Genomic DNA, 22,070 nt, shown 5'->3' on the forward strand with positions numbered 1-22,070 from the left:
ATTTATCCGTACCTTACAGTACAGACCTTACCGGCTGCGTTTGTTCCATAAAATCCCCCTAAGATCTTATGGTTACTTAATAACAGTCTGACACGATAACGGGTGTAACCGTCGAAATTTAAAGGCGCTGTTTCGCCAATTCAATTCCGCTGCTCCAAGGCCATGTTGGGAAATACGCTCAAGCTTCCTTTTCAGCTTCCGGAAGTCTCTGCACATGAGGTTAATTTCTTACTCTTCTTTTCTCAGCATTCTAGAAATTAGATTGTTAGTAACCCTAGTTTAATAGTTTCAGTAGGGTTTGTCAAGCGGGTATGTTGATACATCAGTGCTTTTGTCATGACTTTTTTAATATCATCATATAAATAATAATAGTGAATCACGGAGGAATAAAATATGAAAAACATTGTTTTGAAACAGGGCCGCCGTTTTCTGTCCTTCTTCCTGGCTGTTTCCCTGCTTTGTGCTTGCGCACCCCCCAATAAATCACCCGCCACACCTACAGGGGCGGGGTATGAACAATTCCATGCAAGGGATTTATCCGCTCAAAACAAGTTTGATCAATTTACAAATGATCTGTTTCGTGAGGAGATCAGCGATTCCGGGATCAGCTTTCATTTCAGCATAGCAGATCCTGCTTCCCGGGGACTTGACACAGTTCCTTTGACCCTTGGTGATTTTTCTCTGGATAAAATGAAACAGGGATCAAAAGACCTTAGGGAGTTAAAAATGAAGCTGGAAGACTTTAACCCCCGACAGCTAACCGACGAACAGCGGTTAACCTGGCAGATTCTCCGCTCCTACATAAATACGGAATTAGCCTCCGACGGTCTGGAGCTTTACGCCCAACCTCTAACTACTACCATCGGAATCCAGGCACAGCTTCCCATCTTGTTTTCAGAATACGCCTTTTACACCAGGGATGATGTGGACCACTATCTTGCGCTGCTTTCTACCATTGATGATTATTATGGGCAGATCATGGAGTTTGAAAAGAAAAAATCAGAAGCCGGCTTATTTATGTCTGATGCTACCGCAGATCATGTATTAAAATCCTGCGAGGCATATCTAATCCAGCCTGACCACAGCTTCCTTGCCGACACATTTAACACACGGGTGGATGCCCTCACGGACTTAACCGATGAAGAGAAAGCTTCCTATAAAGAAAAGAATTTAAAAGTCCTGGAAGAACATTTCATACCAGCTTATAAAAATCTAGTCAATGGAATCACCGCCCTAATGGGGACCGGGACCAATGACAAGGGCTTATCCCAGTATCCTAAGGGTAAAGAATATTTTGAATACCTGGTCAATTCCAATACAGGAACCTCCTATGGTTCCATCCGAAACCTGACAAAGGCAATCGAAAAACAGCTGAACTCTGATATCCAGGCCATAGGACAGATTACAAAGGAACACCCGGAGGTCCTGGACCACCTTGACAACTATTCCTTCCATTATACCAAACCGGAAGATATCCTGGATTTTCTTAAAACCCAGATATCCTCAGATTTTCCTGAACTTCCGCCCTGCAGTTATACAGTAAAGTACGTTCCAAATTCCCTGGAGGCATCTTTAAGCCCTGCCTTCTACTTAGTCCCTCCCTTGGACCGTTATGAGGATAATGTCATTTATATCAACGGCAACCCGCGGTTTCAAAATGATGACCTTTTCACCACCCTGGCCCATGAAGGCTACCCGGGGCATTTATATCAGAATGTTTATTTCTTAAGCAGCAAACCGAATGACTTAAGAAGCATCCTCTCCTTCCCCAGCTATTCGGAAGGCTGGGCAACTTATGTGGAGTTTTACTCCTACACCATGGATAACGGGCTGCCTCCGGGACTTGGAGAGCTTTTAGCACATAACACTGCCGTCACCTTAGGCATCTATGCTTATCTTGATATTTGTATCAATTATGAGGGCTGGGATAAAGAGCAGACAGCCAAATATCTTGGCACATTTTATAATATTGAAAAAACGGATATTGTGGATTCCATTTACAACAGCCTGATCGAGAATCCCACCAACTATATGGAATACTATGTGGGATACATGGAAATTATGGAAATGCTGGGCACAGCCAAGAAGATCTTAAAAGATGATTTTAATTTAAAGGACTTTCACACCTTTTTACTTAATACAGGTCCTGCTCCGTTTTCAGTTATCCAGCCTGCGTTCCGTACATGGCTGTCCAAACAGTTAAGAAACCAGTAAAAAAAGGGCAGAAGCTTGTGATTGCTTCTGCCCTTTCTATTTATTTTATTTTCTTATAATTCTTAACGTATTCCAGGTAATCACCATCTCCCTGCTTGATCTGACTATTGGAATAATCCTTACCATTAACAAGAACTTTTAATTTGTCCAATTCAAAATTCTCAATAAAGGTATTGCCAACCGCGGTCAGGGTAAGTATATCATCCGCTGTACCCTTTTCCGGTATCTGGGATAAATCAAGAGTGGCCGTGCCATCATCTTTTTTATCAAACTTCAGAACCTTTGTACCTTCCTCTAATACGCCGTATTCAATCAGCTTGTCCGCCATAGCGTCTGCCGTCAGTTCAGATACTGCATCCATTGCCTGATTTAAACCTGTGGCGTCATCATTCTGGCTGTATACGGATATGATCTCCATAGGTTCTGCATTAGGATCAGGAACTTTATCACTGGCGCCTCCCGTTGAAGCTATTGCCCCAGGGCCAGGTGCTGTGGTCTCCACCTTTGGTTCTGTTGGTGCACATGCCACCAGGGACACCATCATCATTGCGCTCATTAAAAACACGATGAATTTTTTCATAATTGCATATTGCCTCCTTAAATTCTGTTAAAGGCTCCGAAACCATAGGTTTAACTTGGTTAGAGCTTTGATCAAAACTTCTATTTCATTCTCACTTAAACCTGAAACAATGCCGGCGATCATCTCCTGATGAAATCTGGCATGATGCTCATAGGCTTCTTTCCCTTTTTCTGAAAGAGAGATGTATACAACACGTCGGTCCTCTTTGCCTCTCTGACGGGTTACATACCCCTTCTTTACAAGACTGTTCATGGCTATGGTTAACGTGCCGACCGTAACGGACAGTTCCCTGGCTATGGCTGACATATTCTTTGGTTCTCCAATTCCAATGGCCTCGATCACGTGCATATCATTATTTGTAATATTGTTAAATTCCTGTGTAATGATAGCCTGTTGCTCTATATCCATAATATCTCGAAACAGTCTTACCAAAACTTCGTTAAGAGTCCCGTAAGTATCCACGTTTATCCCCTTCACTTATGACAATAAAAGCTTCTCCGTAATTATACATGATTATGTATCTCAAGACAACCACCTGAATTCTTATGAAATTCTTAAAATGGAATCAAAAAAATTCCTTTTATACCAGAAAACGGGATATGAGGACACTTGCGGCTACACCAGCAGCCGTAGCGGCCAATGCACCACCCAGGGTATAACGGGTCTTTTTTATTTTTACGGTTCCAAAATAAATGCTCAGGCAATAAAATACGGTTTCCGTACAGCTCATGATCACTGACGTCAGCATGCCGATATAGGAATCAGTCCCATATTTCTTAAAAATATCAAGAACAAGACCTGTGGCAGCTGAATTTGATACCAAACGCACTAAAATCACCGGCACGACCGGAGCAGGAAGAAAAAGAAGAGCAGCCGGCTTTGTAAGGCATTTTGCCAGAAAGTCCAGAAAACCGGAAGCCCGGAGTACCCCCACTGCCGTCATAAGTCCGATGAGCGTAGGCATGATCCCTGCCACTGTTTTCATCCCGTCCTTAGCCCCGTCTATAAAATCCTCAAAAACTGGACGTTTGGACAATATGCCAAAGCCTACCATGTAAAAAATGATAAGCGGCACTGCCGCCTCAGACAGAAATAATAGAAATTTCATACCTTCACCTAAAAAACCTTAATTGTTATAGTTTATTCCAATTCTTTCCTTTTCATTCAAGACGTTTTGAGGTAAACTATTCTCGAAAGGAGATGTACCGATATGAGCATTTTATTTTTACAGTATCCTCCCTGCAGTACCTGCAAAAATGCAAAAAAGTGGTTGGATGTCCATGAAGTAGCATATGACAGCAGAAATATCAAAGAAGAAAACCCAAACTCCATGGAGATTGCAGACTGGATCCAAAAAAGCGGCCTTCCCATAAAACGTTTTTTTAATACCAGCGGGATTATCTACAAGGAAAAAAATTTAAAAGAGCTTTTGCCTGGCATGAGCGAAAAAGAACAGATCGATCTTCTGGCAACCGATGGAATGCTGGTCAAGCGTCCCTTAATCATTGGTGAAGATTTCGTTCTGGTTGGCTTTAAGGAAAAGGAATGGGAGTCTGCGTTTCTCCGTTAAATCCTTGTACATGCAGAATACCCGGCGGGACTTGAGATTCTGGATTTTCTCTCCTCCGCCGGGTATTCTGCCATAAAATTTTACTGGTCTATATAATTGGGCATGCTGTTAATCACTAACAGATTAATCCCAAGATGCTCTTTTATTACCTCATACGCATTTGATATCTTGTCCGCTTTGAGTACCTCACTTCTGCTTTTACCGGGATTCTGCTCTCTCATACGATAATCATGAGCCTTCTTTGCCGATGCTCCGATTGCGGAAACGGCCAGTATAATCAGGACCACCATTACTATGAGGAACGGTTTTTGTATGGAATTTACTAATCTGTGGCCGCTATACAACATCTTCAGCTGCTTTCCTATCACTGTTTCTGTCCCCCGCCGGTTAAGTTCCTCCATGATCTTTTGAAATTCGCCGGGAGGAGGGGAGGGGGGCTCAGGTGTTAATTCCGGATGCTCCTGCATATAATCAAGCAGATGGGCTTCTAATTTTTCCTGAGACGACAAATGATACTTTATAACTTTTAACATTGAATATTTTTTTCCATGGTTTCTCTCCTTCTCCACGTATACACCTCTTAAATACAAGTTATCCTTAAGTTCCCACAAGCTTGGGGTTGACTTTTTATCGCTAGCGTTTACTATAATAGTATATCGAATTTGGGAGGCAACACTTTATGAAAAAAATCATCTTAACCGGCGGCGGTACAGCCGGCCACGTTACCCCGAACCTGGCTTTAGTTCCCTCGTTAAAAGAGCGGAATTACGATATTCATTATATAGGATCATACCAGGGAATAGAACGCAAGCTCATTGAGGGAGCCGGAATCCCCTATGACGGCATTTCTTCAGGTAAATTCCGTCGGTACTTTGACTTCAAAAACTTCTCTGATCCATTCCGGGTATTAAAAGGATATTGGGAAGCATTGAAATTGATAAAAAATTACAAGCCGGATGTGGTTTTCTCTAAAGGAGGCTTTGTAGCCGTTCCCGTAGTGATGGCTGCAAAACATTGCAAGGTGCCCGTTATCATCCACGAATCAGACATGACACCAGGGCTTGCCAACAGGCTCTGTATTTCATCTGCAGCAAAAATATGCTGCAATTTTCCGGAAACCCTTCCTTATCTTCCAAAGGATAAAGCCGTACTCACAGGCTCTCCGATAAGGAAAGAGCTTTTAAAGGGAGATCGGCTGACAGGATTAAACTATGCACGTTTATCTGCAAACCGGCCTGTTATCTTAATCATCGGCGGAAGTCTTGGTTCCGTAACGGTTAATACCGCCTTACGGGGCATTCTCCCAAAACTGCTTAAAAATTACCAGGTGATACATATCTGCGGAAAAGGCAATCTGGACGAAAGCCTGATCGGAATGGAAGGATATGTACAATACGAATATGTTGACGCTCCTTTAAAGCATCTTTTTGCTGCTGCTGACCTAATGATCTCAAGAGCCGGAGCTAACTCCATCTGCGAAATTCTAGCACTTAGAAAGCCAAATATCCTGATCCCTCTTTCGGCTGCGGCCAGCAGGGGAGATCAGATCTTAAATGCCAGATCCTTTGCAAAGCAGGGCTTCAGTTCCCTTCTGGAAGAAGAAAACCTTACCGGTGATTCCCTCTTGCAGGCAATCAGCGAAACATTTGCAAACAGGCAGGCTTTTATCGCAAAAATGGAGAAAAGTGAATTACACAATGCGGTTGATACTATTATTGATATGATTGAATCCCTGGTCTAAAATTAACCTTTATATATGAAAATTAGGACCAAGGATCTTTTTCAAACAAACTCTTGTGCGATATATCCGGGAACGGCAAACCGTTCCCGGAATTTCTAATATTTCGCAGATTTCAGGAATGGTAAGCTGTTCCAGAAAATAAAGAATAGCCATTTCCTTCCATTCCTCTCTCATGTTGGAAATCTCCCCGGTTATTTTTAAAAGAGCTTCCTCTCCAAGGATCACTTCCAGGGGATCAGTGACCACATATCTTGTAAGCATCGCCACCTCATTGACTGCATCTCCTTCATCCAGGCTCACCTTTTCATAATGGCCATTTTTACGGAGGCAGTCAATGGATTTACGCTTTAAAATCTTAATCAGCATGCCTTTCTTTCGGGTATCTGTCCATGATAATGAATAATTCTCAAAATATGCAATAAAAGTTTCCTGAACCACATCATCCAGTTCCATGTCTGGCACATTGAGAGTCTTCGCTATCCTGCGGAGCAATCCCTGATATTCCCCATATATAGACTGCAGTAACAAGTTTTCATCTTCATGTATACTCATTGATTGTGTCCCTCTGATTGTAGGGCGCTCCTTATAGCGGCTCCTGTCTGTGCTAATTCTCCCGGATCTGCCTCGCCCGGCATCCATGAAACCATAACAGGGCCTTCCTCATAACGAGGAATCAAATGCACATGAAAATGAAAAACCGTCTGGCCTGCTTCTTTCCCATTATTCTGCACAACATTAAATCCGGCACAGCCTAATGAGTTTTTCATGGCGCTTCCTATTTTAGCTGCTAACGGGAGAACCTTTTTTGCTGTTTCCTCTTCCAGATCACAGATATCTTTGTAATGCTGTTTTGGAAGTATCAGGGCATGACCCCTGGAAGCTGGTCCTAAATCCAGGATCACCCGAAACATGTCATCCTCGTATATCGTTTCAGAAGGTATCATGCCATTTGCAATTTTGCAGAAAATGCAATTATCGTCCCTCACTTACTCACCTCCTTCCAAATATATTATCCCCATAGTTCCATATCCTGGCGCCGTCTTGGCTTGCGGTACAGGAGAATCCCCATAACAACTCCAACAAGCAGCCCACCAATATGGGCTGCATTATCTACGCCTGTGCTGGTAAAACCAAAATACAGGGAACATGCAATCACAACTACCAGCTGTCTGACACTTAAATCCTCCAAGCGGCCACGGTTGACCAATACCGCATATAAAAGCCCTCCAATCACGCCAAAAATAGCGCCTGACGCCCCTGCCGAGACTACGGTCCGGTATTCTCCCAGGTTCACGATCATGGACACAACATTGGCGCCAATACCGCAAAACAGATAGAAGAGCAGATATTTTATATGGCCCAGGGCTCTTTCCAGATTATCTCCCAATATAAACAGAATGAGCATGTTATTCATAATATGGTTAATGCCAAAATGCATAAAAACAGAAGTGAGAAGCCGGTAATACTCTCCTCCCTCCAATACAAGCGGAGCATACATTGCCCCATGTGCCACCATAAACTGCGTATTTTCCGTGGAGCCTGTCACCTCCAGATATAGGAAGTAGATGACATTTATTGCAATCAAACCAACGTTTACAAATGCCTTCTTACGCCTGTACAAGTCTTTCATTGCCACTCTCCTTGATAAATATTATGCCTATTTTAACATAAGCTGACATATTATGTAAATATAAACGCAAAATTTGCGATAAAAATTCAGAAGTAATTTGCGAAACATTCGCAAATCATCTTGACAACGTTTTGATTACGCAGTACACTTATTTGCGAATAAATCGCAAATTTAGGAAGGTGAACCCTTTTGGCCAACTATATGACAGCACAAAGAAAACAACTTTTTGCCTTTTTACAGGAAAACCCCGACAGGCAATTTTCCGCAAGACAAATTGCAGACAGCCTTTCTGATTCTTCCGTCAGTTTAAGTGCGGTGTACCGTAATCTCACTTATCTGGAGGAAAAAGGGCTGATCAACCGCTTTACGAAAGAAGGTAGCAGAGAACTTTTTTATCAGTATATTCATTCAGAGGACTGTCGTAATTGTATTCATATGAACTGCATAAAATGCGGAAGGACATTTCATATGAATGTCTACATTGCAGACAGGATGCTGGCGGACATTTTAAAAGCGGACGGATTCCAAATAAAAAAAGAAAAATCCGTACTTTACGGAATCTGCAAAAACTGTATCTAATGTGTCCATTATTTTAAAAAGGAGGAAAAGACATGGTAAAAAACAAAAAACTGATTGCCAGGTTTATTGCCCTGGCGGTTCTTTTTATGCTGCTCTTTTCCGTATTTTTTGTTACAGCTGAGGCTCGCCATCACTGCATAGGCGAAAACTGTCCCATCTGTCTTGAAGTTCAGGCATGCGTCCAAGCGCTTAGTACTCTTTTAACAGGCCTGTCATCCGCCGTTGCCGTATTTGCGGCAGCCCATTTTTTTGTAATCTGCGTGATTCCGGTATTTCGCCGCAACCCTTCACACACTTTGGTTTCTCTTAAGGTAAAGCTTACGAATTGAATATTGACTTTCACAAGGGAGTATTCTGCCCATTTTAGGCAGAAACCGTATTTTTCGGTGCTTCTTTGTATTCTTATGCCCATTTTTAATGATCAATATTTATTCGGAGGTTTAAATAATGAAAAAATTAATTGCCTGCCTGTTAGCAGGACTTATGATAATTGGAGTGCTTACCGCTTGCTCCAGCACAAATGCAACGACAAAGACCAGCAATGACAATAAGCTAAGTGTAGTATGCACTATTTTCCCGGAATACGATTGGGTCAGAGAAATCCTTGGGAGCCATGGGTATGATGGAGAGGTCACCATGCTTCTGGATAACGGTGTGGATCTGCACAGCTATCAGCCGACAGCAGATGATATCATCAAAATCTCAACCTGCGATATGTTCATCTATGTGGGCGGGGAATCCGACCAATGGGTAACAGATGCCCTGAAAGAAGCCAAGAACAAAGATATGGTCGTGATCAATCTCCTTGATGTTCTGGGCGACACAGTCAAAGAGGAAGAGGTCGTGGAAGGAATGGAGTCAGAGGCAGAAGAAACCCCGGAGGGCAGCGATGATGGTCCGGAATATGACGAGCATGTCTGGCTGTCACTGAAAAATGCCAAAACCTATTGCAATTACATTGCATCAAAGCTGGGAGAAATCGACAGTGCAAATGCCTCAGACTATTCTGCAAATGCAGATGCCTATGGAAAAAAGCTGGATCAATTGGATGAAAGCTACCAGCAGGTAGTAGACTCTTCAAAGCAGGATGCAGTGCTGTTTGGGGACCGATTCCCCTTCCGCTACTTAGCAGATGATTACGGCCTTACCTATTATGCCGCATTTGTGGGCTGCTCGGCTGAAACGGAGGCCAGCTTTGGAACCATCGCCTTTCTTTCAAAAAAAGTTGATGAGTTAGGACTTGGCACTGTGCTGACGATTGAAGGCACCAAGCATAAGATCGCCGAAACCATCGTCCAAAACACGAAAGACAAAGATCAAGCAATTCAAACTATGGATTCCATGCAATCTACCACTTCCAAGGATGCAGAAAGTGGTACAACATATTTTTCCATCATGCAGAAGAATCTGGAAGTGCTGAAAGATGCACTAAATTAAGAGGAGGAATCAAATTGGCACAGCTAACATGCAACAACCTTACCATCGGGTATGACGGAAAAACGGTCCTTAAGGGACTTAACTTTTCCGTAAACAGCGGGGATTATCTCTGTATTGTGGGAGAAAACGGCTCTGGAAAAAGTACACTCATGAAAACCATCCTGCACCTTCTGGCACCGCTTGAAGGAAGCGTTATTATAGAAAATAAGCAGCATTCCGGAGGAATCGGGTATCTGCCTCAGCAGACCGTAGTACAAAAGGACTTTCCGGCTTCTGTTCTGGAAATTGTTATATCCGGCTGTTTGAACCGCTGTGGGCTGCGTCCCTATTACAGTCGGGAAGAAAAGCAGCTTTCCCGTGAAAATATGGAGAAAATGGGGATCTCCCATCTGTCCAAACGGTGTTACAGAGAATTGTCCGGAGGCCAGCAGCAGCGTGTACTGCTGGCTCGGGCACTGTGCGCCGCCGGGAAAATGCTTCTGCTTGACGAACCTGTTTCAGGTCTTGACCCAAAGGCCACTGCCGAGATGTATGAGTTAATCCAAAAGCTGAATGAGGAAGGTATCACCATCATCATGATATCTCATGATATCGGTACTGCTGTGAACTATGCCAGCCATATCCTGCACATGGGAAATCCCTACTTTTTCGGAACAAAAGATGAGTATCTGGACAGCAGCATCGGGAAAGCATTTTCCACTCAGGATGGAGGCAGCAAAGCATGAGTATACTGATCGAAAAATTAATCTTATATTTTGAATATCCCTTTGTGCGTTATGCGCTGATTGTTGGGATATTAATTGCTCTCTGTTCCTCCCTGTTAGGTGTTACACTGGTGTTAAAGCGTTTTTCCTTTATTGGCGACGGACTTTCTCATGTTGCTTTTGGCGCTATGGCAATCGCAACGGTAATGAAGCTGTCCAATCATATGCTGCTTATTCTGCCGGTTACGGTTATCTGTGCAATTCTTCTGCTGCGCACCGGTCAAAATGCCAAAATCAAGGGCGATGCGGCTGTCGCTATGATTTCCGTAGGCGCTCTGGCCCTGGGCTATCTGCTCATGAATATATTTTCCGCCTCAGCCAATCTGGCAGGAGACGTATGCAGCACGCTGTTTGGTTCAACCTCCATTTTGACACTGACAAAGACGGAAGTATGGCTTTGTGTTGCCCTTTCGGTGGTCGTTATCGCCGTATTTCTTCTTTTTTACCATAAGATATTTGCTGTCACCTTTGATGAAGACTTTGCAAAGGCAACCGGCACAAAAGCCGACCAATACAACCTGCTGATCGCAGTCATCATAGCCATCATCATTGTTCTTGCCATGAATCTGGTAGGTTCACTGCTGATCTCCGCATTGGTCATCTTTCCGGCACTTTCGGCAATGCGCTTATTTAAAAACTTTAAGTCAGTGATTCTTTGTTCGGCTATCCTTTCTGTTTTCTGTGCCGTACTGGGAATTCTAACGTCCATTCTGGCAGGAACGCCGGTTGGTTCAACCATTGTTGCTGTTGATATCGCCGCGTTTGCCATATGCTCACTCATTGGGGGGATCTGGGGAGGTGTCAAAGGATGAAACGTATCTTTGGAATCACTCTAATACTTTTAATGGTAAACCTTGCATTAGCAGGCTGCGGGAAGCAAACAGCTCCCGGTCCGTCACTGCCGCAAGGGGACCAGGCTGATTCCGGACAATATGGGGCCAATTCCTATCCTTCTGATTCGTTCGAACCAACCACGGAACAATTTCAGGATGATGGCGCCATTTATCCTCAGGATGATCCGGCAGGTACCACGAATAACACCGGATTTGATATTGACCTGACGAAATTGAGCAGTACCATGGTTTTTTCCGAGGTATACAATATGATGTTATCTCCGGAAGAATATGTGGGAAAAACAATAAAAGCCGAAGGGATATTCCAGGTTTTTAAGGACTCGGATAATTCGAACTTTTATGCGTTAGTCATTGCAGATGCCACTGCCTGCTGCCAGCAAGGACTGGAATTAATCTGGGACGGGGATCCCGCTTATCCGGATGATTATCCGAAAGAAGATAGTGAAATAGAGATCACAGGCGTGTATAAAAGCTATGTGGAGGAAGGCAACACGTATTATTATGTGCTTGTAAACGACGTTAAGGCGGTATAGGCTACCATTCCCATACCGCCAGTACACCGGCCCGTAAAACGGCCGGTGTATTTATTATGTAAAGATAAAGGGGAAATTTGCGATGAAAATTTCATCTCCTTTTTTTAACGGTACCGTCTCATTCGTTTCTAATACCCGTCCGTTCACAGACGTCCCATTGGTTGAATTTAAGTCACTGATCCGGTATTCTTCTCCTTCTCTGTCTATTCTGGCGTGAATCCTGCTGACGGATTCTCCGGTGAGTACACAATCAACCATGCCTTCCTGTTTTCCGATTAAATAAGGGACGTAAGTAATTGCAATATCTTCCGCATCAGTGCCAACGGAACGCAAGTATCGGATAGTTTTATCATCCGTTGTTTCGTTTAACAAGACCGTCTGAAATACTTCCTCATCTCCTGTTCCATGTTTTGGCGTCTTCTCCTCTATTTCTTCTTCAAATGTCAACTGCCAGTCATAGCGTTCCACCGGTTGGCGCCCGCCCTCTTCCTTTTTCACGCTTATCTCCTTTGGACGTCCGGATTCTTTACTCCATACAGCAAAAACTGCAAAAGCTGAGAAGATCCCGGTAATAGGCACCCCATACCAAAATTTCCGAATTCCTTCCATGCCAAAAATCAACCATAAAGCTGTGGCAATACCAAACATAGACAAAATCGGGATAATGAAAACAGCCCCTATCTCCTTTCCCTCAAAAAGTCGATTTCTTTCTTCTATCTCCTCGTTTAATGAATACGAAAGGTGAGAGCTCTGGTTCTCTTCCGGCTTGTTATCTCTTTCCGGCTGAAGGATACTTTCATCCCGTCCTTCTTCGCTGGAGCGGTTCTTACCGGCTATATCAAGAAGATCCTCCATTCCATAATTTTCCTTAAGACTTTCCTGATACAGGCCATACGCCATAACTACACATTCCTTATCCTGATGATTGACCTTACCCAGAAGATACCGCAGCAACCCGGTCATTTCCTCTGGAAATCCCACCTGCCTTCCGGGGACAAGGCAAAGGGAAACTCTAAATTGCTCCGGTTCAACATAAATATATTCCGGCTCCAGAAGGATTTGTTTTTCCTTAAGCAAGAAAGACTCTAACCTCCCCAGAGTTCGCCCAATGTCCTCTATTAACTTCTTAAGCTCATCCGTGCCCAGACTATGACATTCAAGAACTCTGTTTAGGGGCTGCTTTGAAGTAATCTCATAATAATAAAACCTCCGGTTATCCACCTGCTTTACATGAAACTTCAGCAACCCTTCTATTCTGTTTGCCTCCATCATATGTATTTCATAACTGTCATATCCGGCCTCCTCCGGCTCAATGATCAAATAATTTTGCTTCATTTCCCGTCTGTATGCAGCCTTCATTTCACTCCTCCTGATTGATAAGAGTCAACATTCTTAAAAAATTCTCCGGGTCGAACACGCCCTGTTCCATTTCCAGCTTCCAGGTTCCCGCTTTTCCATAGGCTTCCACCCTCCTGCCTGTTACAGGGTTTCCTGCCATCTTGATATGGAAATCATATTTTCTCCAGGAAAAAGGGTTACCGGCCCTTCTGGCTGCCCATAAAGCAGCTTCATCGGAAGGCTCTGTTTCGTTATGGCGCAGTCTTTGCACAGACTCTTCCAATGCCATGGATCCAACAACTTCATCTCTCATCCGGTAAGCTGCCTGAATTGAAACAATCAGCGCCCATAAAACAATTGCCATAATAAAAGCTGCCTCAACGGTATAGCTTCCCTGCAGTTTTCTTTTCATAGTATCACCAGTCCAATCCACACAGGAACCAGAAATGGCAGAAACGGTATCGTTTTTTTCTTATAGTCCTGCCCATGCAGCAAGCCCCAGAGATAAATTCCACCGCATACAATGCCATTTAAAAGGATCCCATAAATCAATAACTTCAGATTCAAAAGTGCTCTCAAATAAAGGCCGCTGACTACAAAAAACCAGCCATCTCCCATGCCGATTGCCTCACCTGTTAATCGGCTTATAAGAAGGAGTCCCACTCCTACCATGCAGCTTAACAGCCGTTCTCCTCCGACATCTCCCTGTAAAAGATCCAGAATAAGTCCGGCAATACCTGCTGCCGTAAAAAGCCATACGCTGACAGCCTTTTCTCTACCATCTTCCCAGGCAGCCCCCAATAAAAATACTCCAAATATCATTTTATTTATACTTACCGGCATAGAGGTTCCTCCCTATTGAGAACAGTACGAGCAGGGGCCTAAATGGCGGACCTGTGATAAGGGAACAGCCTCCACGTATGCCATGATAGAGGAACAATTCCTGTCACTGTGATACCGCTCTCCTGACGGCATGATGTAAACACTGCCGTTTTCCTCTGCAAATCTGCCGCATCTGCTGCAGGGTTTATATTTTCCACCGTTTAAATTACGAGCATGTTCTATTTCCTTAAATGAAATCTGTTCTATATCGTTGTATAAGTAATGACAGGTCCGCTGGAGGTGATATCTTGTACTCGCCTTTCCAATGTATACAAGCTCATCCTCCGGTCCGTTCTTCCCATTATTTCCTCCCTCCTGGCCGATCCAGGCTCTCCGGCAGCACCTGGCTGTCATGGGTATACTTTTCAAGCCAAATACGGAAAATGGGATTCTGACACGGTAGTCCAAAATCAAATCAATGGTCTCTCCGTCCCTTAATACGGAAGAGCGTGCGAAGGTTGCAGATTCAAGCCGTTCAAACCCTGCCCGCCCTTCCACCTGTTTTCTGACAAATAGAAGGATTCCTTCCTCTGTGAGTCCGTCTAAAAACTCCTCTGAAAATCCATCAATACCTGTGGCTTCCAGTTTTTCCCCTACCTTAAGCTGATGCAATACATAAGCATACTGGCTGACCTCTTCCCCTGCCCCTTCCAGTGCGGTTTGAATGCGCCTCCCTTCCTTCATTATCCCCATAGGAAGCATGAGAATTACCATGAAGAACAGGAAAAGAGGCAGGACCAGGGCAGCTTCTATGGTCAGGCTCCCCTTTTTTTTATGGCGGGAGGCAGATGATAATACCCTTTTTACAAGGAATCCCTGTTTCATGAAGGGGATTTGTACCTGGAGAGTAACAATTTTTTTATTATTTTTTCTTTTGAACTCCTTGAAAAAGGGCATGATCATCCACCTCCTTACCACTTTCCTGCCACATTCCCTAAGCATTAAGGAATGCCTCCAGGCATCCCTTAATATGCTTTTTCAGTCCGCACTTCCACCGGATAGAAGGGATTATTTCCTCCAAAAAACATATGCCTTGATCTCACAGTTCCACTTATCTCTGCCTGATAAACGCAGTTCACCATGCGAAAATCCGCCTGTTTTCTGCATAAATTCATTTGAATCACATCCATCAGATGGTAATGCTGACGCCCGGGTTCTCCAGGGAAAAGAAGAAGCTTTAAATAGCCGGTATAGCCAATACCGTTTTCATCTTCCTTTCCGCCTGAGCATGTTCCTGTTTTTCCTAATTCCAGAAGGGCATCAAGGGATAACTTCCAGGTGTCCCTTGATTTAAAAAAGACCACCTTTTTCCCCTCTAAAAGCATTCTTACATCCACAATCGCCTCCCCAAGCGCCCAGATGCTCATTACAAAAAATGCAACGATTCCGGTAAGAGGGGAAAGACCCGCGGCTCCGGTAATAAGACCGGCAAGCTCCATTGCCTCCTCCCGTTTCTGGCCGTCTGAAAGTATATGGATTAAGTTCATTCCTTCCCTTATCATTAGAACCTCTAGAACTGTCTGCTTTAAGTTTTCCTCATCTGTTTTCTTTCCTGAAACCATATACTCCAATTCATACATTACCTCCTTATCCCCCTCTGAGAGAGCGCTTGTGAGAAAATGATCACAATACTCCCCGAACAAGATCCGGTCTAGTAAGCCCGTTTCAAACGTCTGGCCATCTGTGCAGGTAATGGAAGGAAAAGTATCGTCAGACAAAACGCCTTTGGATATTTCCGTTCCATCAGGCAGAACCAGAGATAGGATTCCTGTCTGTATGAATCCTTCCACCTGTTCCAGAAGTCTCTGTTTTTCCGGATCCTTCACCCCATTAGAATAAGAAAGAGAAGGGATATCTGCCTCATCCCATATTTCCTCTACAGACCCCCATAGTTCAGATAAGTCCGGGCCGTCATCCTCTTCATCATCGCTGTCCCAGTTATCAATGATCTGCTCTACCTCAAAGGAACGCTTTCTTGCCTGTTCCATAACCTGTTTGATCTGTTCCGTCTGCCCCGGCAAGGCCTCAATTGCCCGCCTCCGCTCCCCATCCTGATTTACATAGGATCCATAACAAGAGGTCTCCCCATACAAAGCCTCACGTACTTCTTGGCTTAATTCATCCTGTGTCCCAGATAAGCCATTGTTCGTTTCGCTTATGCTGCTTTTTAAATCATCTGCCTTTTTCCCATAAGTTTTTACAAGAGAAGGAATCCGGTTCATTTCCCGCTCCAGCAAATCCGCTTCTCTTCGAAATCCCGAACCATCATAGTCCCCGATTCTCTCACAGGCAGACCGCCAGTAAGCCTTCTGCTGTTTTAATGAATCATTGATATCTTCCAAAGCCCGTTCCAACCGGACGGCTTCTCGTTCATGGTCACGAAACGATCCGGATATCCGGTTCACTGCTTTTGCTTCCTTCAAGCTTTTAAGCAGATCTTCTGCACCCTTTTCATCTGTTATATTTTCTAAAATTCCATACTTCATATAATCCAGAATTTCCTGCTTCAAATACTGCCCTCCCCCATCCGTAATACGAAAAAGCTGCACCGTATCCGCCTTCTCCATATCCATAGAATACCAGCCGGAACTGTCCATATAAGGCTCCATGAATTCCTTCCATGCCTTTTCCAGTTCCTCATTATTCTCACATTCCAGAAGAAAGAGACGGTATTTATTCCAGGCCTCTCTATGGTACCTGCTGAATACAGAGTCCATGGAAGAATCGGCGGCCAGCTTTAGATAACACCTGGATCCGGCAGTCCGTGCGGACTCTAGAAGTCCGCACATCAGGCTGAATATGCATAAAAGGGCTAAACTGAAAAACACTGTTACCTGTCCGCTTTTTCGCATCAATACACCTCTTTAGACTGGCTGTTGATTTCCTTAAATATATTTTCAAGAAGAGTTGTTATTTGCTTTTTAAAAATAATGACAAGTCCGATTAATACCACCAGAATCAGTACCACTTCAATAACGCCTACCCCGTCTTCTTCTTTAAAAAAATCAAGGATCTGTCTGTTTACCGATGTCAGCATCGTATCACCTCCCTTCTAATAAAATGCCAGGAACGCAGGAACTACGATCATGACCATAACCACTCCCAGCATCATAAACAGGGGCAGCAAAAGTTTTGTTCCTGCTTCTTCCCCCAGTTTTTTCGCCAGGTTCTTCCTTTGCTCAAAGGCGGAAACCATCTCTAGCTCTAAAGCCTGGCGAAGCTGTCTGCTTCCGTTTTTCTGGCTCTGTTCCAGAAGGGTGGAAAGCTTTAGGTAGGCCTGTAAACCGCATCGCCTTCCAAATTCACTGTAAGCCCGTCCTTCCGACTGGCCGCTGCCGATCTGCCCTGCTGTTTTCACCATTTCTTCATAAGCCGGCCGTACACTTCTTTTCCCCTGCTTTACCGCCTCCTTATAGCCAGCTGCAATCCTCTCCCATGCTCCACGGACCGTAAGACCTGCCCCGATATAAACCACCAGCTTGGAAACCACCTCAGAATAATCAAACAGCAATTGCTGCTCCCGTATTTTCGCCTGACTTTTTTTGTCAAACTCTTCTTTTAAGTACAGAAGTACCGCCAATAAAACCCCCAGTACCGGCAAGACCCGGTAATCTGCCTTTTCAGTCTGGAAATACGTCAGACGGTTCCCCTCATAGACTGACGGCAGCAGCAGACGATCCTCTGTCAGCTGTTTCGCATCCATCTGATTAATCCACTGAAGAAAGTTGGCAGCGAGTTTTTCATCCTGAGTAAGTGAGGCCGGGTAAACCGTCACTTTAAACTCATATCGATCTTCATAATGCCCATCCGTCACTCTGGCCATTAACCAGACCTGCTTTCCCTCTTCCGGTATTTCCTCATTGTGAATAATCCCAAAGGAATCAATTACCTGGGGATTATCAGATTCCCAGCTAATTCTAAGCCCGTAATCTCCCAGGCTGCTCTTTAAATTTAAGTTTTCTCTCACCTCCTCCAGGGTCTCATTTTCTCCAAGCATCTGTTTTATCAGCTCAGGCTGGATTCTTTGAAAAAGCTCCTTTACTTCCTCATTCCCATACTGCCGCTCCCTGACAGGGATTCTCACCGGTATCTTCCTATTCCCATTCTCCTGGTCAAGCCCGGATACCAGGATATCATAGGTAGTATCTCCCTGCCCCGGCCCTGCCCGTTTAAGCCCTCCCCCTTCCGATACCATCTGTCCGCCTGCCGCAGAAACCAGCTTCATGACAGCATATAAAGCAATCCCTAAAACAGCACAGGCCGTCTGTATCTTTGTAAAAGGAAATCTCCATTTCATATCTCAATCCTCATAATCCATTTAGCAGTCACCAGCGCAACGATGTAAATGATCATACACAGAGTCATAAGAATCCTTCCAATACCCGTACTGTACATGATGTTAAAAAAGCCAGGAGAAGTCAGATCTATATAGAGAACAATAAAAAAGGGGATCATGCTCATAATTCTTTGTTCAAACTGTTTTGAGGCTGTCATGGTTAGAATCTCCTGTCTTACCTGTACCTTGTCTCTTATTACATCTGCCGTATGGCTTATAATCGAAACCAGTTCTCCTCCGCTTCGTTTTGCCGCGGCAAATACCTCAGCAAAGTTTTTAACATCATCAAGACCGCTGCGGCCTGCAAAATCAGAAAGTGCCTGCTCCACCGAACGGTTCATCCGGATCTGACTCTCAATATGCTTAAACTCCCTGGAAACCATCCCCTCCTCCCCGAAAAGTAAAACCAATTCCTTTACAGAAGCAGAAAACGCATTTTCCACAGAGTATCCGGCACTTAGGAAGGAGGCTAAAAGCAAGATACCCTCCTTAAATTCCAGATTTAACTGCTGAAGCCGAACTTCCTTCAGTTCTCTTTTTTTAATCATGGGGAATAAAAAGACCATTGGGATAAATATCAGAAATGACTGGACGCTGCGATAAAAAACGTAAGCGAAAATCCCTGCAATTGCCAGACCCTGAAATCCATACAGGCACCTCTGAATGGGTGTCAGAACATAAATTTCATATCTCAATGCCTGCTGCTTTGAGTTTTTCGGTGTTTTGAATGATTCCAACTTTTTTAAGACTTCCATAAACGGCCTGTCCTTCTTCCAGACTCCCAGAATCTTCTTCAAACCTGTATAACGGATTAAGCCTGATTTCTCCGTTCTCATAACCAATTACCTCCACAATGGACAGGACTCTCCTGCTTTTATCTCTTAACCGTCCCAGATGAATTAAAATATCAATTGCTGCCGCAACCTGGCTTCTGACCGCTGCCAATGGGATATCTGCTCCCATAAGCACCATAGTCTCCAGCCGGGAAAGCATATCCCTGGGACTATTTCCATGTCCGGTGCTAAGGCTTCCGTCATGGCCGGTGTTCATGGCCGATATCATGTCCAAAGCCTCCTTTCCTCTCACCTCTCCAACGATTATTCTGCTGGGATTCATTCTAAGAGCAGCACGGATCAGATTTCCAATGGACACCTCCCCGTCTCCTTCCCCATTGGCCTCTCTTGTTTCAAGCCGCACCAGATTGGGAATATGAACGATTTTCAGTTCAGCAGAATCCTCAATGGTCACGATCCGCTCATCCCGGGGGATGTAGGCAGACAGTGCATTAAGGAACGTACTTTTTCCCGAATTAGTCCCGCCGCTGATAAAAATATTGTATCCGGCTTCCACAATGCATTTTAAAAAATCCGCAGCCTCTTCTGTGACCGAGCCCAGTTTTAACAGCTTTGTCATGGTAATGGGCTTTGGAAATTTACGAATGGTCACTGCGGGACCGTCTAAGGCAATAGGCGGCAGCACTACATGAACTCTGGAACCATCAGCTAACCTGGCATCCGAAATGGGCCTTGATACATTTACCGTACGGTTTACTCTGCTGACGATCTGCTGGATGATATCCTCTAACTGCTCCTGGCTGTCAAAAGCCCTGCCCCATGGCTCCATACGCCCGTTTTTCTCCACAAAGACATGGTCTGCTCCATTCACCATGATCTCCGTCACTTCCTCATCATCTACCAGCTCCTGAAGGGCACCCAGCCGCCGAAAAGAATCGAAGAGCCGTCCCCGAAGCTCCATCTTATCTTTTAGTGGAAGAAAACTGCCCTGCCCATATTCCAGAATCCTGCGGTCTATGATGTCGTAAAGCTCCTCATCAGTTACCTGCTGCCGTTCATCCAGTTCTATCATGATCTCTTCCCGAAGCTTCCTTCTCTCCTTGTCGTCCATATCTGTTCCTCCTTGTGCAATCCCTTTAAACTTAAGGCTGTTTCCTTAAAAGCTGTCTTGTATAATCTCCCAGTTCTCCCCATAAGAGCTGCTCCAGATAGTTGTCTTTCCGGCCAAAGCTGCAGTGGTAGGGAGGTTTTATTTTCTGAATCCGGTGTTTAAGGGCTTCATAACCGGATGACATCAAATATTCCTCAAACTCTTCTATCTTTGCTGCGGACACGCAGTCATCCTTTACCGGCATATATACTGCATCGCATATCTCCAGCACCTCCGCGGCTTTCTTACCGAATTGGCCTAAATCCAGAATGATGGATTCATAAACACTTTCCCTGGCTATATGGATTATCAGCTCCGCCATCATCTGGCCGGTCACCTGGCAAAGATCTTCGGGATATTGCACAGGCGGCACATAGTCCAGTTCTCCCCAGGTATAGACGACGGATCCAAGGCGTACCCATCGAAAACCTTCCTGACTGTAATAATACAAAAGATCAGACAAACCTCCCCTGTACTCTTCACCAATCAACCGCCGGAACCCGGAACAATCCTCTAAATTTAAATAAAGGACCTTTAAATCCCGGGCTAGCAGCTGACCCAAGGTAAGGGCAAAAGAGGTCTTTAGGCACCGGTTGATGGGAGAATAGACTCCTATGATCCTGCCCGCCTTTGAAGCCATGGCATAACCCGGATCGTCAGGATTGTCACAATAGTAATTCATCACCTCACGCATCAGGCTGTCTGCAGCCTGATATTTATAAACAATTGGATACTGTCCCCCCGGGGAGACTGCCTCACCGTCAGCCAGTATGACCACAACGGCGGCGCCTATCTTCTCTATTTCCTCCCTGGAAACGGAAGAACTAATGAGCAAAAGTTCTATCTTATGGTCTTCTCCATAGGCCTTCAGCCGTTCAAGGGCAGTAAATGCCATAACCGAGAACCCAACCTGCTCCTTTTGGCTAACAAATTCCGTGAACCTCTCCGTATACAAAGGATCTGTATCATAAACTGCCATCACTCTCTTTGCCAAAACCAAACCTCCTTAATTTGTATACTAATAAATCACCTTATCACCAAAACCATAGAGCCAAGTGTGCCCAAGAACAGGCACAGACCCAAAGGTATCACCACATCATATCCATCCCGGACAGGATCGTAGTAAGTTGTAAGCTTCCTTGTTTGAAATACGCGCCTGATATAGGCAAGAAGACAGGTAAGGCGGGCGAAAAAACTGCCACTCCCTGCCATTTTGATAAAGGACCAGAAAGCCCCTATAAGAAAACCAAGTCCGACTGCCAAAGCGCCTGTTCTAAACCCCAGAAAGCCGCAGATAAGTGCAGTCAGTTTGATATCTCCTGCACCGATCATCCGGCACAGGAATAATAAAAAGAATCCCCCAGTCACTATGATGAGCCTTAGAAGAAACATAAGACTTTCCAAAGGCTTCTCTTGTTCTGAGAATTCAAGCAGAATGCCAAGAATGATACCTGAAAGCACCAGCCAGTTAGGTATACGGTGTTCCCGGACATCATAAAAAGCTCCTGCCCCCAAAATTAGCAGCAAAATAACATAACGTACGATACGATCCTCCTCTTTTCTTAAATCTCTACATTGGAATTCACGCTGGAAAAACAGCTTTGGATTATGGAATCAAACGTCCATAATGTCTTGAAAACTTTGAAATGCTTTATGCGGAACGCATAT

At 44.4% G+C, this 22,070-nt stretch carries 27 protein-coding genes and 1 other annotated feature (1 of these 28 only partly in view); of the genes, 9 read left to right on the forward strand and 18 right to left on the reverse strand.

Translation table 11 applies throughout. From position 1 onward, the window contains the following. Positions 1-253: a binding site (T-box leader), on the reverse strand (it extends 36 nt beyond the left edge of the window). Between the two features lie 140 nt (positions 254-393). Further along, the gene (locus ACHZES_RS13565) at positions 394-2,214 is read left to right on the forward strand and encodes a DUF885 domain-containing protein (RefSeq protein WP_395549244.1); all 1,821 of its coding nucleotides are present in this window, start codon (positions 394-396) and stop codon (positions 2,212-2,214) included. A gap of 40 nt (positions 2,215-2,254) precedes the next feature. Here ACHZES_RS13565 and ACHZES_RS13570 read toward each other — a convergent pair whose 3' ends face one another. From ACHZES_RS13570 to ACHZES_RS13580, 3 genes are all read right to left on the reverse strand, one after another. Next, positions 2,255-2,794: a GerMN domain-containing protein gene (locus ACHZES_RS13570; RefSeq protein ID WP_395549243.1), complete on the reverse strand. Its 540-nt coding sequence runs from the start codon at positions 2,792-2,794 to the stop codon at positions 2,255-2,257. Between the two features lie 27 nt (positions 2,795-2,821). Then, the gene (locus ACHZES_RS13575; protein WP_395549242.1) at positions 2,822-3,271 is read right to left on the reverse strand and encodes a MarR family winged helix-turn-helix transcriptional regulator; all 450 of its coding nucleotides are present in this window, start codon (positions 3,269-3,271) and stop codon (positions 2,822-2,824) included. Between the two features lie 103 nt (positions 3,272-3,374). Next, positions 3,375-3,902: a nucleoside recognition domain-containing protein gene (locus ACHZES_RS13580; RefSeq protein WP_154526778.1), complete on the reverse strand. Its 528-nt coding sequence runs from the start codon at positions 3,900-3,902 to the stop codon at positions 3,375-3,377. 102 nt (positions 3,903-4,004) lie between these two features. Between ACHZES_RS13580 and ACHZES_RS13585 the strand changes: the two genes are divergently transcribed. Next, positions 4,005-4,364 carry an arsenate reductase family protein gene (locus tag ACHZES_RS13585; protein ID WP_084719796.1) on the forward strand — a complete coding sequence of 120 codons (360 nt, stop codon included), beginning with the start codon at positions 4,005-4,007 and terminating at the stop codon, positions 4,362-4,364. Between the two features lie 80 nt (positions 4,365-4,444). Here ACHZES_RS13585 and ACHZES_RS13590 read toward each other — a convergent pair whose 3' ends face one another. Next, entirely contained in the window at positions 4,445-4,897 is a 453-nt protein-coding gene (locus ACHZES_RS13590) for a hypothetical protein (protein ID WP_404820233.1), read from the reverse strand. Between the two features lie 146 nt (positions 4,898-5,043). Between ACHZES_RS13590 and ACHZES_RS13595 the strand changes: the two genes are divergently transcribed. Continuing rightward, complete coding sequence (locus tag ACHZES_RS13595) at positions 5,044-6,105, forward strand: undecaprenyldiphospho-muramoylpentapeptide beta-N-acetylglucosaminyltransferase (protein ID WP_038283959.1); 1,062 nt, start codon at positions 5,044-5,046, stop codon at positions 6,103-6,105. Between the two features lie 9 nt (positions 6,106-6,114). Here the strand turns inward: ACHZES_RS13595 and ACHZES_RS13600 are convergent, their stop codons facing one another. The 3 genes from ACHZES_RS13600 to ACHZES_RS13610 are packed head-to-tail and all read right to left on the reverse strand — an operon-like array spanning position 6,115 to position 7,735. Then, positions 6,115-6,657 carry an RNA polymerase sigma factor gene (locus tag ACHZES_RS13600; protein WP_038283960.1) on the reverse strand — a complete coding sequence of 181 codons (543 nt, stop codon included), beginning with the start codon at positions 6,655-6,657 and terminating at the stop codon, positions 6,115-6,117. Next, positions 6,654-7,091, reverse strand: a complete 438-nt coding sequence (locus tag ACHZES_RS13605) for an HIT family protein (protein WP_089988467.1) — start codon at positions 7,089-7,091, stop codon at positions 6,654-6,656. Before ACHZES_RS13605 ends, ACHZES_RS13600 begins: the two co-directional genes overlap by 4 nt. A gap of 23 nt (positions 7,092-7,114) precedes the next feature. Further along, positions 7,115-7,735, reverse strand: a complete 621-nt coding sequence (locus ACHZES_RS13610; protein WP_038283962.1) for a rhomboid family intramembrane serine protease — start codon at positions 7,733-7,735, stop codon at positions 7,115-7,117. A 201-nt stretch (positions 7,736-7,936) separates the two neighbouring features. On the opposite strand from ACHZES_RS13610, the gene ACHZES_RS13615 reads away from it, so the two are divergent. The 6 genes from ACHZES_RS13615 (at position 7,937) to ACHZES_RS13640 (ending at position 11,902) form a co-directional block, all read left to right on the forward strand. Continuing rightward, a complete protein-coding gene (locus ACHZES_RS13615; protein ID WP_395549241.1) occupies positions 7,937-8,314 on the forward strand; it encodes a Fur family transcriptional regulator in 378 nt (125 codons plus the stop codon). A 32-nt stretch (positions 8,315-8,346) separates the two neighbouring features. After that, positions 8,347-8,643 (forward strand): hypothetical protein, encoded by a 297-nt coding sequence (locus ACHZES_RS13620; RefSeq protein WP_395549240.1) that lies wholly within the window; start codon positions 8,347-8,349, stop codon positions 8,641-8,643. 118 nt (positions 8,644-8,761) lie between these two features. Further along, complete coding sequence (locus ACHZES_RS13625) at positions 8,762-9,751, forward strand: metal ABC transporter substrate-binding protein (RefSeq protein WP_395549239.1); 990 nt, start codon at positions 8,762-8,764, stop codon at positions 9,749-9,751. 14 nt (positions 9,752-9,765) lie between these two features. Next, entirely contained in the window at positions 9,766-10,476 is a 711-nt protein-coding gene (locus ACHZES_RS13630) for a metal ABC transporter ATP-binding protein (RefSeq protein ID WP_038283964.1), read from the forward strand. Beyond that, on the forward strand, positions 10,473-11,327 hold the full coding sequence (locus ACHZES_RS13635) for a metal ABC transporter permease (protein ID WP_195841202.1): 855 nt from the start codon (positions 10,473-10,475) through the stop codon (positions 11,325-11,327). The genes ACHZES_RS13630 and ACHZES_RS13635 overlap by 4 nt, the downstream gene beginning before the upstream one ends. After that, a complete protein-coding gene (locus tag ACHZES_RS13640; protein WP_395549238.1) occupies positions 11,324-11,902 on the forward strand; it encodes a hypothetical protein in 579 nt (192 codons plus the stop codon). The genes ACHZES_RS13635 and ACHZES_RS13640 overlap by 4 nt, the downstream gene beginning before the upstream one ends. A gap of 54 nt (positions 11,903-11,956) precedes the next feature. On the opposite strand, the gene ACHZES_RS13645 is transcribed toward ACHZES_RS13640, so the two are convergent. The 11 genes from ACHZES_RS13645 to ACHZES_RS13695 form a co-directional block, all read right to left on the reverse strand. Beyond that, a complete protein-coding gene (locus tag ACHZES_RS13645; protein ID WP_038283965.1) occupies positions 11,957-13,261 on the reverse strand; it encodes a DUF6382 domain-containing protein in 1,305 nt (434 codons plus the stop codon). Position 13,262: 1 nt separating this feature from the next. After that, positions 13,263-13,652 (reverse strand): hypothetical protein, encoded by a 390-nt coding sequence (locus ACHZES_RS13650; RefSeq protein ID WP_038283966.1) that lies wholly within the window; start codon positions 13,650-13,652, stop codon positions 13,263-13,265. Next, complete coding sequence (locus tag ACHZES_RS13655; protein ID WP_395549237.1) at positions 13,649-14,083, reverse strand: pilus assembly protein CpaA; 435 nt, start codon at positions 14,081-14,083, stop codon at positions 13,649-13,651. The genes ACHZES_RS13650 and ACHZES_RS13655 overlap by 4 nt, the downstream gene beginning before the upstream one ends. A gap of 12 nt (positions 14,084-14,095) precedes the next feature. After that, positions 14,096-14,947: a hypothetical protein gene (locus tag ACHZES_RS13660; protein WP_395549236.1), complete on the reverse strand. Its 852-nt coding sequence runs from the start codon at positions 14,945-14,947 to the stop codon at positions 14,096-14,098. 140 nt (positions 14,948-15,087) lie between these two features. Continuing rightward, positions 15,088-16,974, reverse strand: coding sequence for a DUF5702 domain-containing protein (locus tag ACHZES_RS13665; RefSeq protein ID WP_395549234.1), 1,887 nt, complete (start codon positions 16,972-16,974; stop codon positions 15,088-15,090). Then, positions 16,974-17,159: a Flp1 family type IVb pilin gene (locus ACHZES_RS13670; RefSeq protein ID WP_038283970.1), complete on the reverse strand. Its 186-nt coding sequence runs from the start codon at positions 17,157-17,159 to the stop codon at positions 16,974-16,976. Before ACHZES_RS13670 ends, ACHZES_RS13665 begins: the two co-directional genes overlap by 1 nt. A 15-nt stretch (positions 17,160-17,174) precedes the next feature. Next, positions 17,175-18,419: an immunoglobulin-like domain-containing protein gene (locus tag ACHZES_RS13675; protein WP_395549233.1), complete on the reverse strand. Its 1,245-nt coding sequence runs from the start codon at positions 18,417-18,419 to the stop codon at positions 17,175-17,177. Next, on the reverse strand, positions 18,416-19,153 hold the full coding sequence (locus tag ACHZES_RS13680) for a type II secretion system F family protein (protein WP_154526904.1): 738 nt from the start codon (positions 19,151-19,153) through the stop codon (positions 18,416-18,418). The genes ACHZES_RS13675 and ACHZES_RS13680 overlap by 4 nt, the downstream gene beginning before the upstream one ends. After that, positions 19,143-20,363, reverse strand: coding sequence for a CpaF family protein (locus ACHZES_RS13685; protein ID WP_395549232.1), 1,221 nt, complete (start codon positions 20,361-20,363; stop codon positions 19,143-19,145). Before ACHZES_RS13685 ends, ACHZES_RS13680 begins: the two co-directional genes overlap by 11 nt. A gap of 31 nt (positions 20,364-20,394) precedes the next feature. Continuing rightward, on the reverse strand, positions 20,395-21,396 hold the full coding sequence (locus ACHZES_RS13690) for a hypothetical protein (RefSeq protein WP_395549231.1): 1,002 nt from the start codon (positions 21,394-21,396) through the stop codon (positions 20,395-20,397). A 32-nt stretch (positions 21,397-21,428) separates the two neighbouring features. Further along, positions 21,429-21,929: a prepilin peptidase gene (locus ACHZES_RS13695; RefSeq protein WP_395549229.1), complete on the reverse strand. Its 501-nt coding sequence runs from the start codon at positions 21,927-21,929 to the stop codon at positions 21,429-21,431. Positions 21,930-22,070: the final 141 nt, after the last annotated feature.

The organism is Lacrimispora sanguinis (assembly GCF_044987295.1).
Lineage (GTDB): Bacteria > Bacillota > Clostridia > Lachnospirales > Lachnospiraceae > Lacrimispora > Lacrimispora celerecrescens_B.

Coding starts and splice junctions, on each gene's coding strand:
- ACHZES_RS13565 (WP_395549244.1), top strand. CDS start 394: ATGAAAAACATTGTTTTGAAACAGGGCCGCCGTTTTCTGTCCTTCTTC.
- ACHZES_RS13570 (WP_395549243.1), bottom strand. CDS start 2,794: ATGAAAAAATTCATCGTGTTTTTAATGAGCGCAATGATGATGGTGTCC.
- ACHZES_RS13580 (WP_154526778.1), bottom strand. CDS start 3,902: ATGAAATTTCTATTATTTCTGTCTGAGGCGGCAGTGCCGCTTATCATT.
- ACHZES_RS13585 (WP_084719796.1), top strand. CDS start 4,005: ATGAGCATTTTATTTTTACAGTATCCTCCCTGCAGTACCTGCAAAAAT.
- ACHZES_RS13590 (WP_404820233.1), bottom strand. CDS start 4,897: ATGTTAAAAGTTATAAAGTATCATTTGTCGTCTCAGGAAAAATTAGAA.
- ACHZES_RS13595 (WP_038283959.1), top strand. CDS start 5,044: ATGAAAAAAATCATCTTAACCGGCGGCGGTACAGCCGGCCACGTTACC.
- ACHZES_RS13600 (WP_038283960.1), bottom strand. CDS start 6,657: ATGAGTATACATGAAGATGAAAACTTGTTACTGCAGTCTATATATGGG.
- ACHZES_RS13610 (WP_038283962.1), bottom strand. CDS start 7,735: ATGAAAGACTTGTACAGGCGTAAGAAGGCATTTGTAAACGTTGGTTTG.
- ACHZES_RS13615 (WP_395549241.1), top strand. CDS start 7,937: ATGACAGCACAAAGAAAACAACTTTTTGCCTTTTTACAGGAAAACCCC.
- ACHZES_RS13620 (WP_395549240.1), top strand. CDS start 8,347: ATGGTAAAAAACAAAAAACTGATTGCCAGGTTTATTGCCCTGGCGGTT.
- ACHZES_RS13625 (WP_395549239.1), top strand. CDS start 8,762: ATGAAAAAATTAATTGCCTGCCTGTTAGCAGGACTTATGATAATTGGA.
- ACHZES_RS13635 (WP_195841202.1), top strand. CDS start 10,473: ATGAGTATACTGATCGAAAAATTAATCTTATATTTTGAATATCCCTTT.
- ACHZES_RS13640 (WP_395549238.1), top strand. CDS start 11,324: ATGAAACGTATCTTTGGAATCACTCTAATACTTTTAATGGTAAACCTT.
- ACHZES_RS13645 (WP_038283965.1), bottom strand. CDS start 13,261: ATGAAGGCTGCATACAGACGGGAAATGAAGCAAAATTATTTGATCATT.
- ACHZES_RS13650 (WP_038283966.1), bottom strand. CDS start 13,652: ATGAAAAGAAAACTGCAGGGAAGCTATACCGTTGAGGCAGCTTTTATT.
- ACHZES_RS13655 (WP_395549237.1), bottom strand. CDS start 14,083: ATGCCGGTAAGTATAAATAAAATGATATTTGGAGTATTTTTATTGGGG.
- ACHZES_RS13660 (WP_395549236.1), bottom strand. CDS start 14,947: ATGAAACAGGGATTCCTTGTAAAAAGGGTATTATCATCTGCCTCCCGC.
- ACHZES_RS13665 (WP_395549234.1), bottom strand. CDS start 16,974: ATGCGAAAAAGCGGACAGGTAACAGTGTTTTTCAGTTTAGCCCTTTTA.
- ACHZES_RS13670 (WP_038283970.1), bottom strand. CDS start 17,159: ATGCTGACATCGGTAAACAGACAGATCCTTGATTTTTTTAAAGAAGAA.
- ACHZES_RS13675 (WP_395549233.1), bottom strand. CDS start 18,419: ATGAAATGGAGATTTCCTTTTACAAAGATACAGACGGCCTGTGCTGTT.
- ACHZES_RS13685 (WP_395549232.1), bottom strand. CDS start 20,363: ATGGACGACAAGGAGAGAAGGAAGCTTCGGGAAGAGATCATGATAGAA.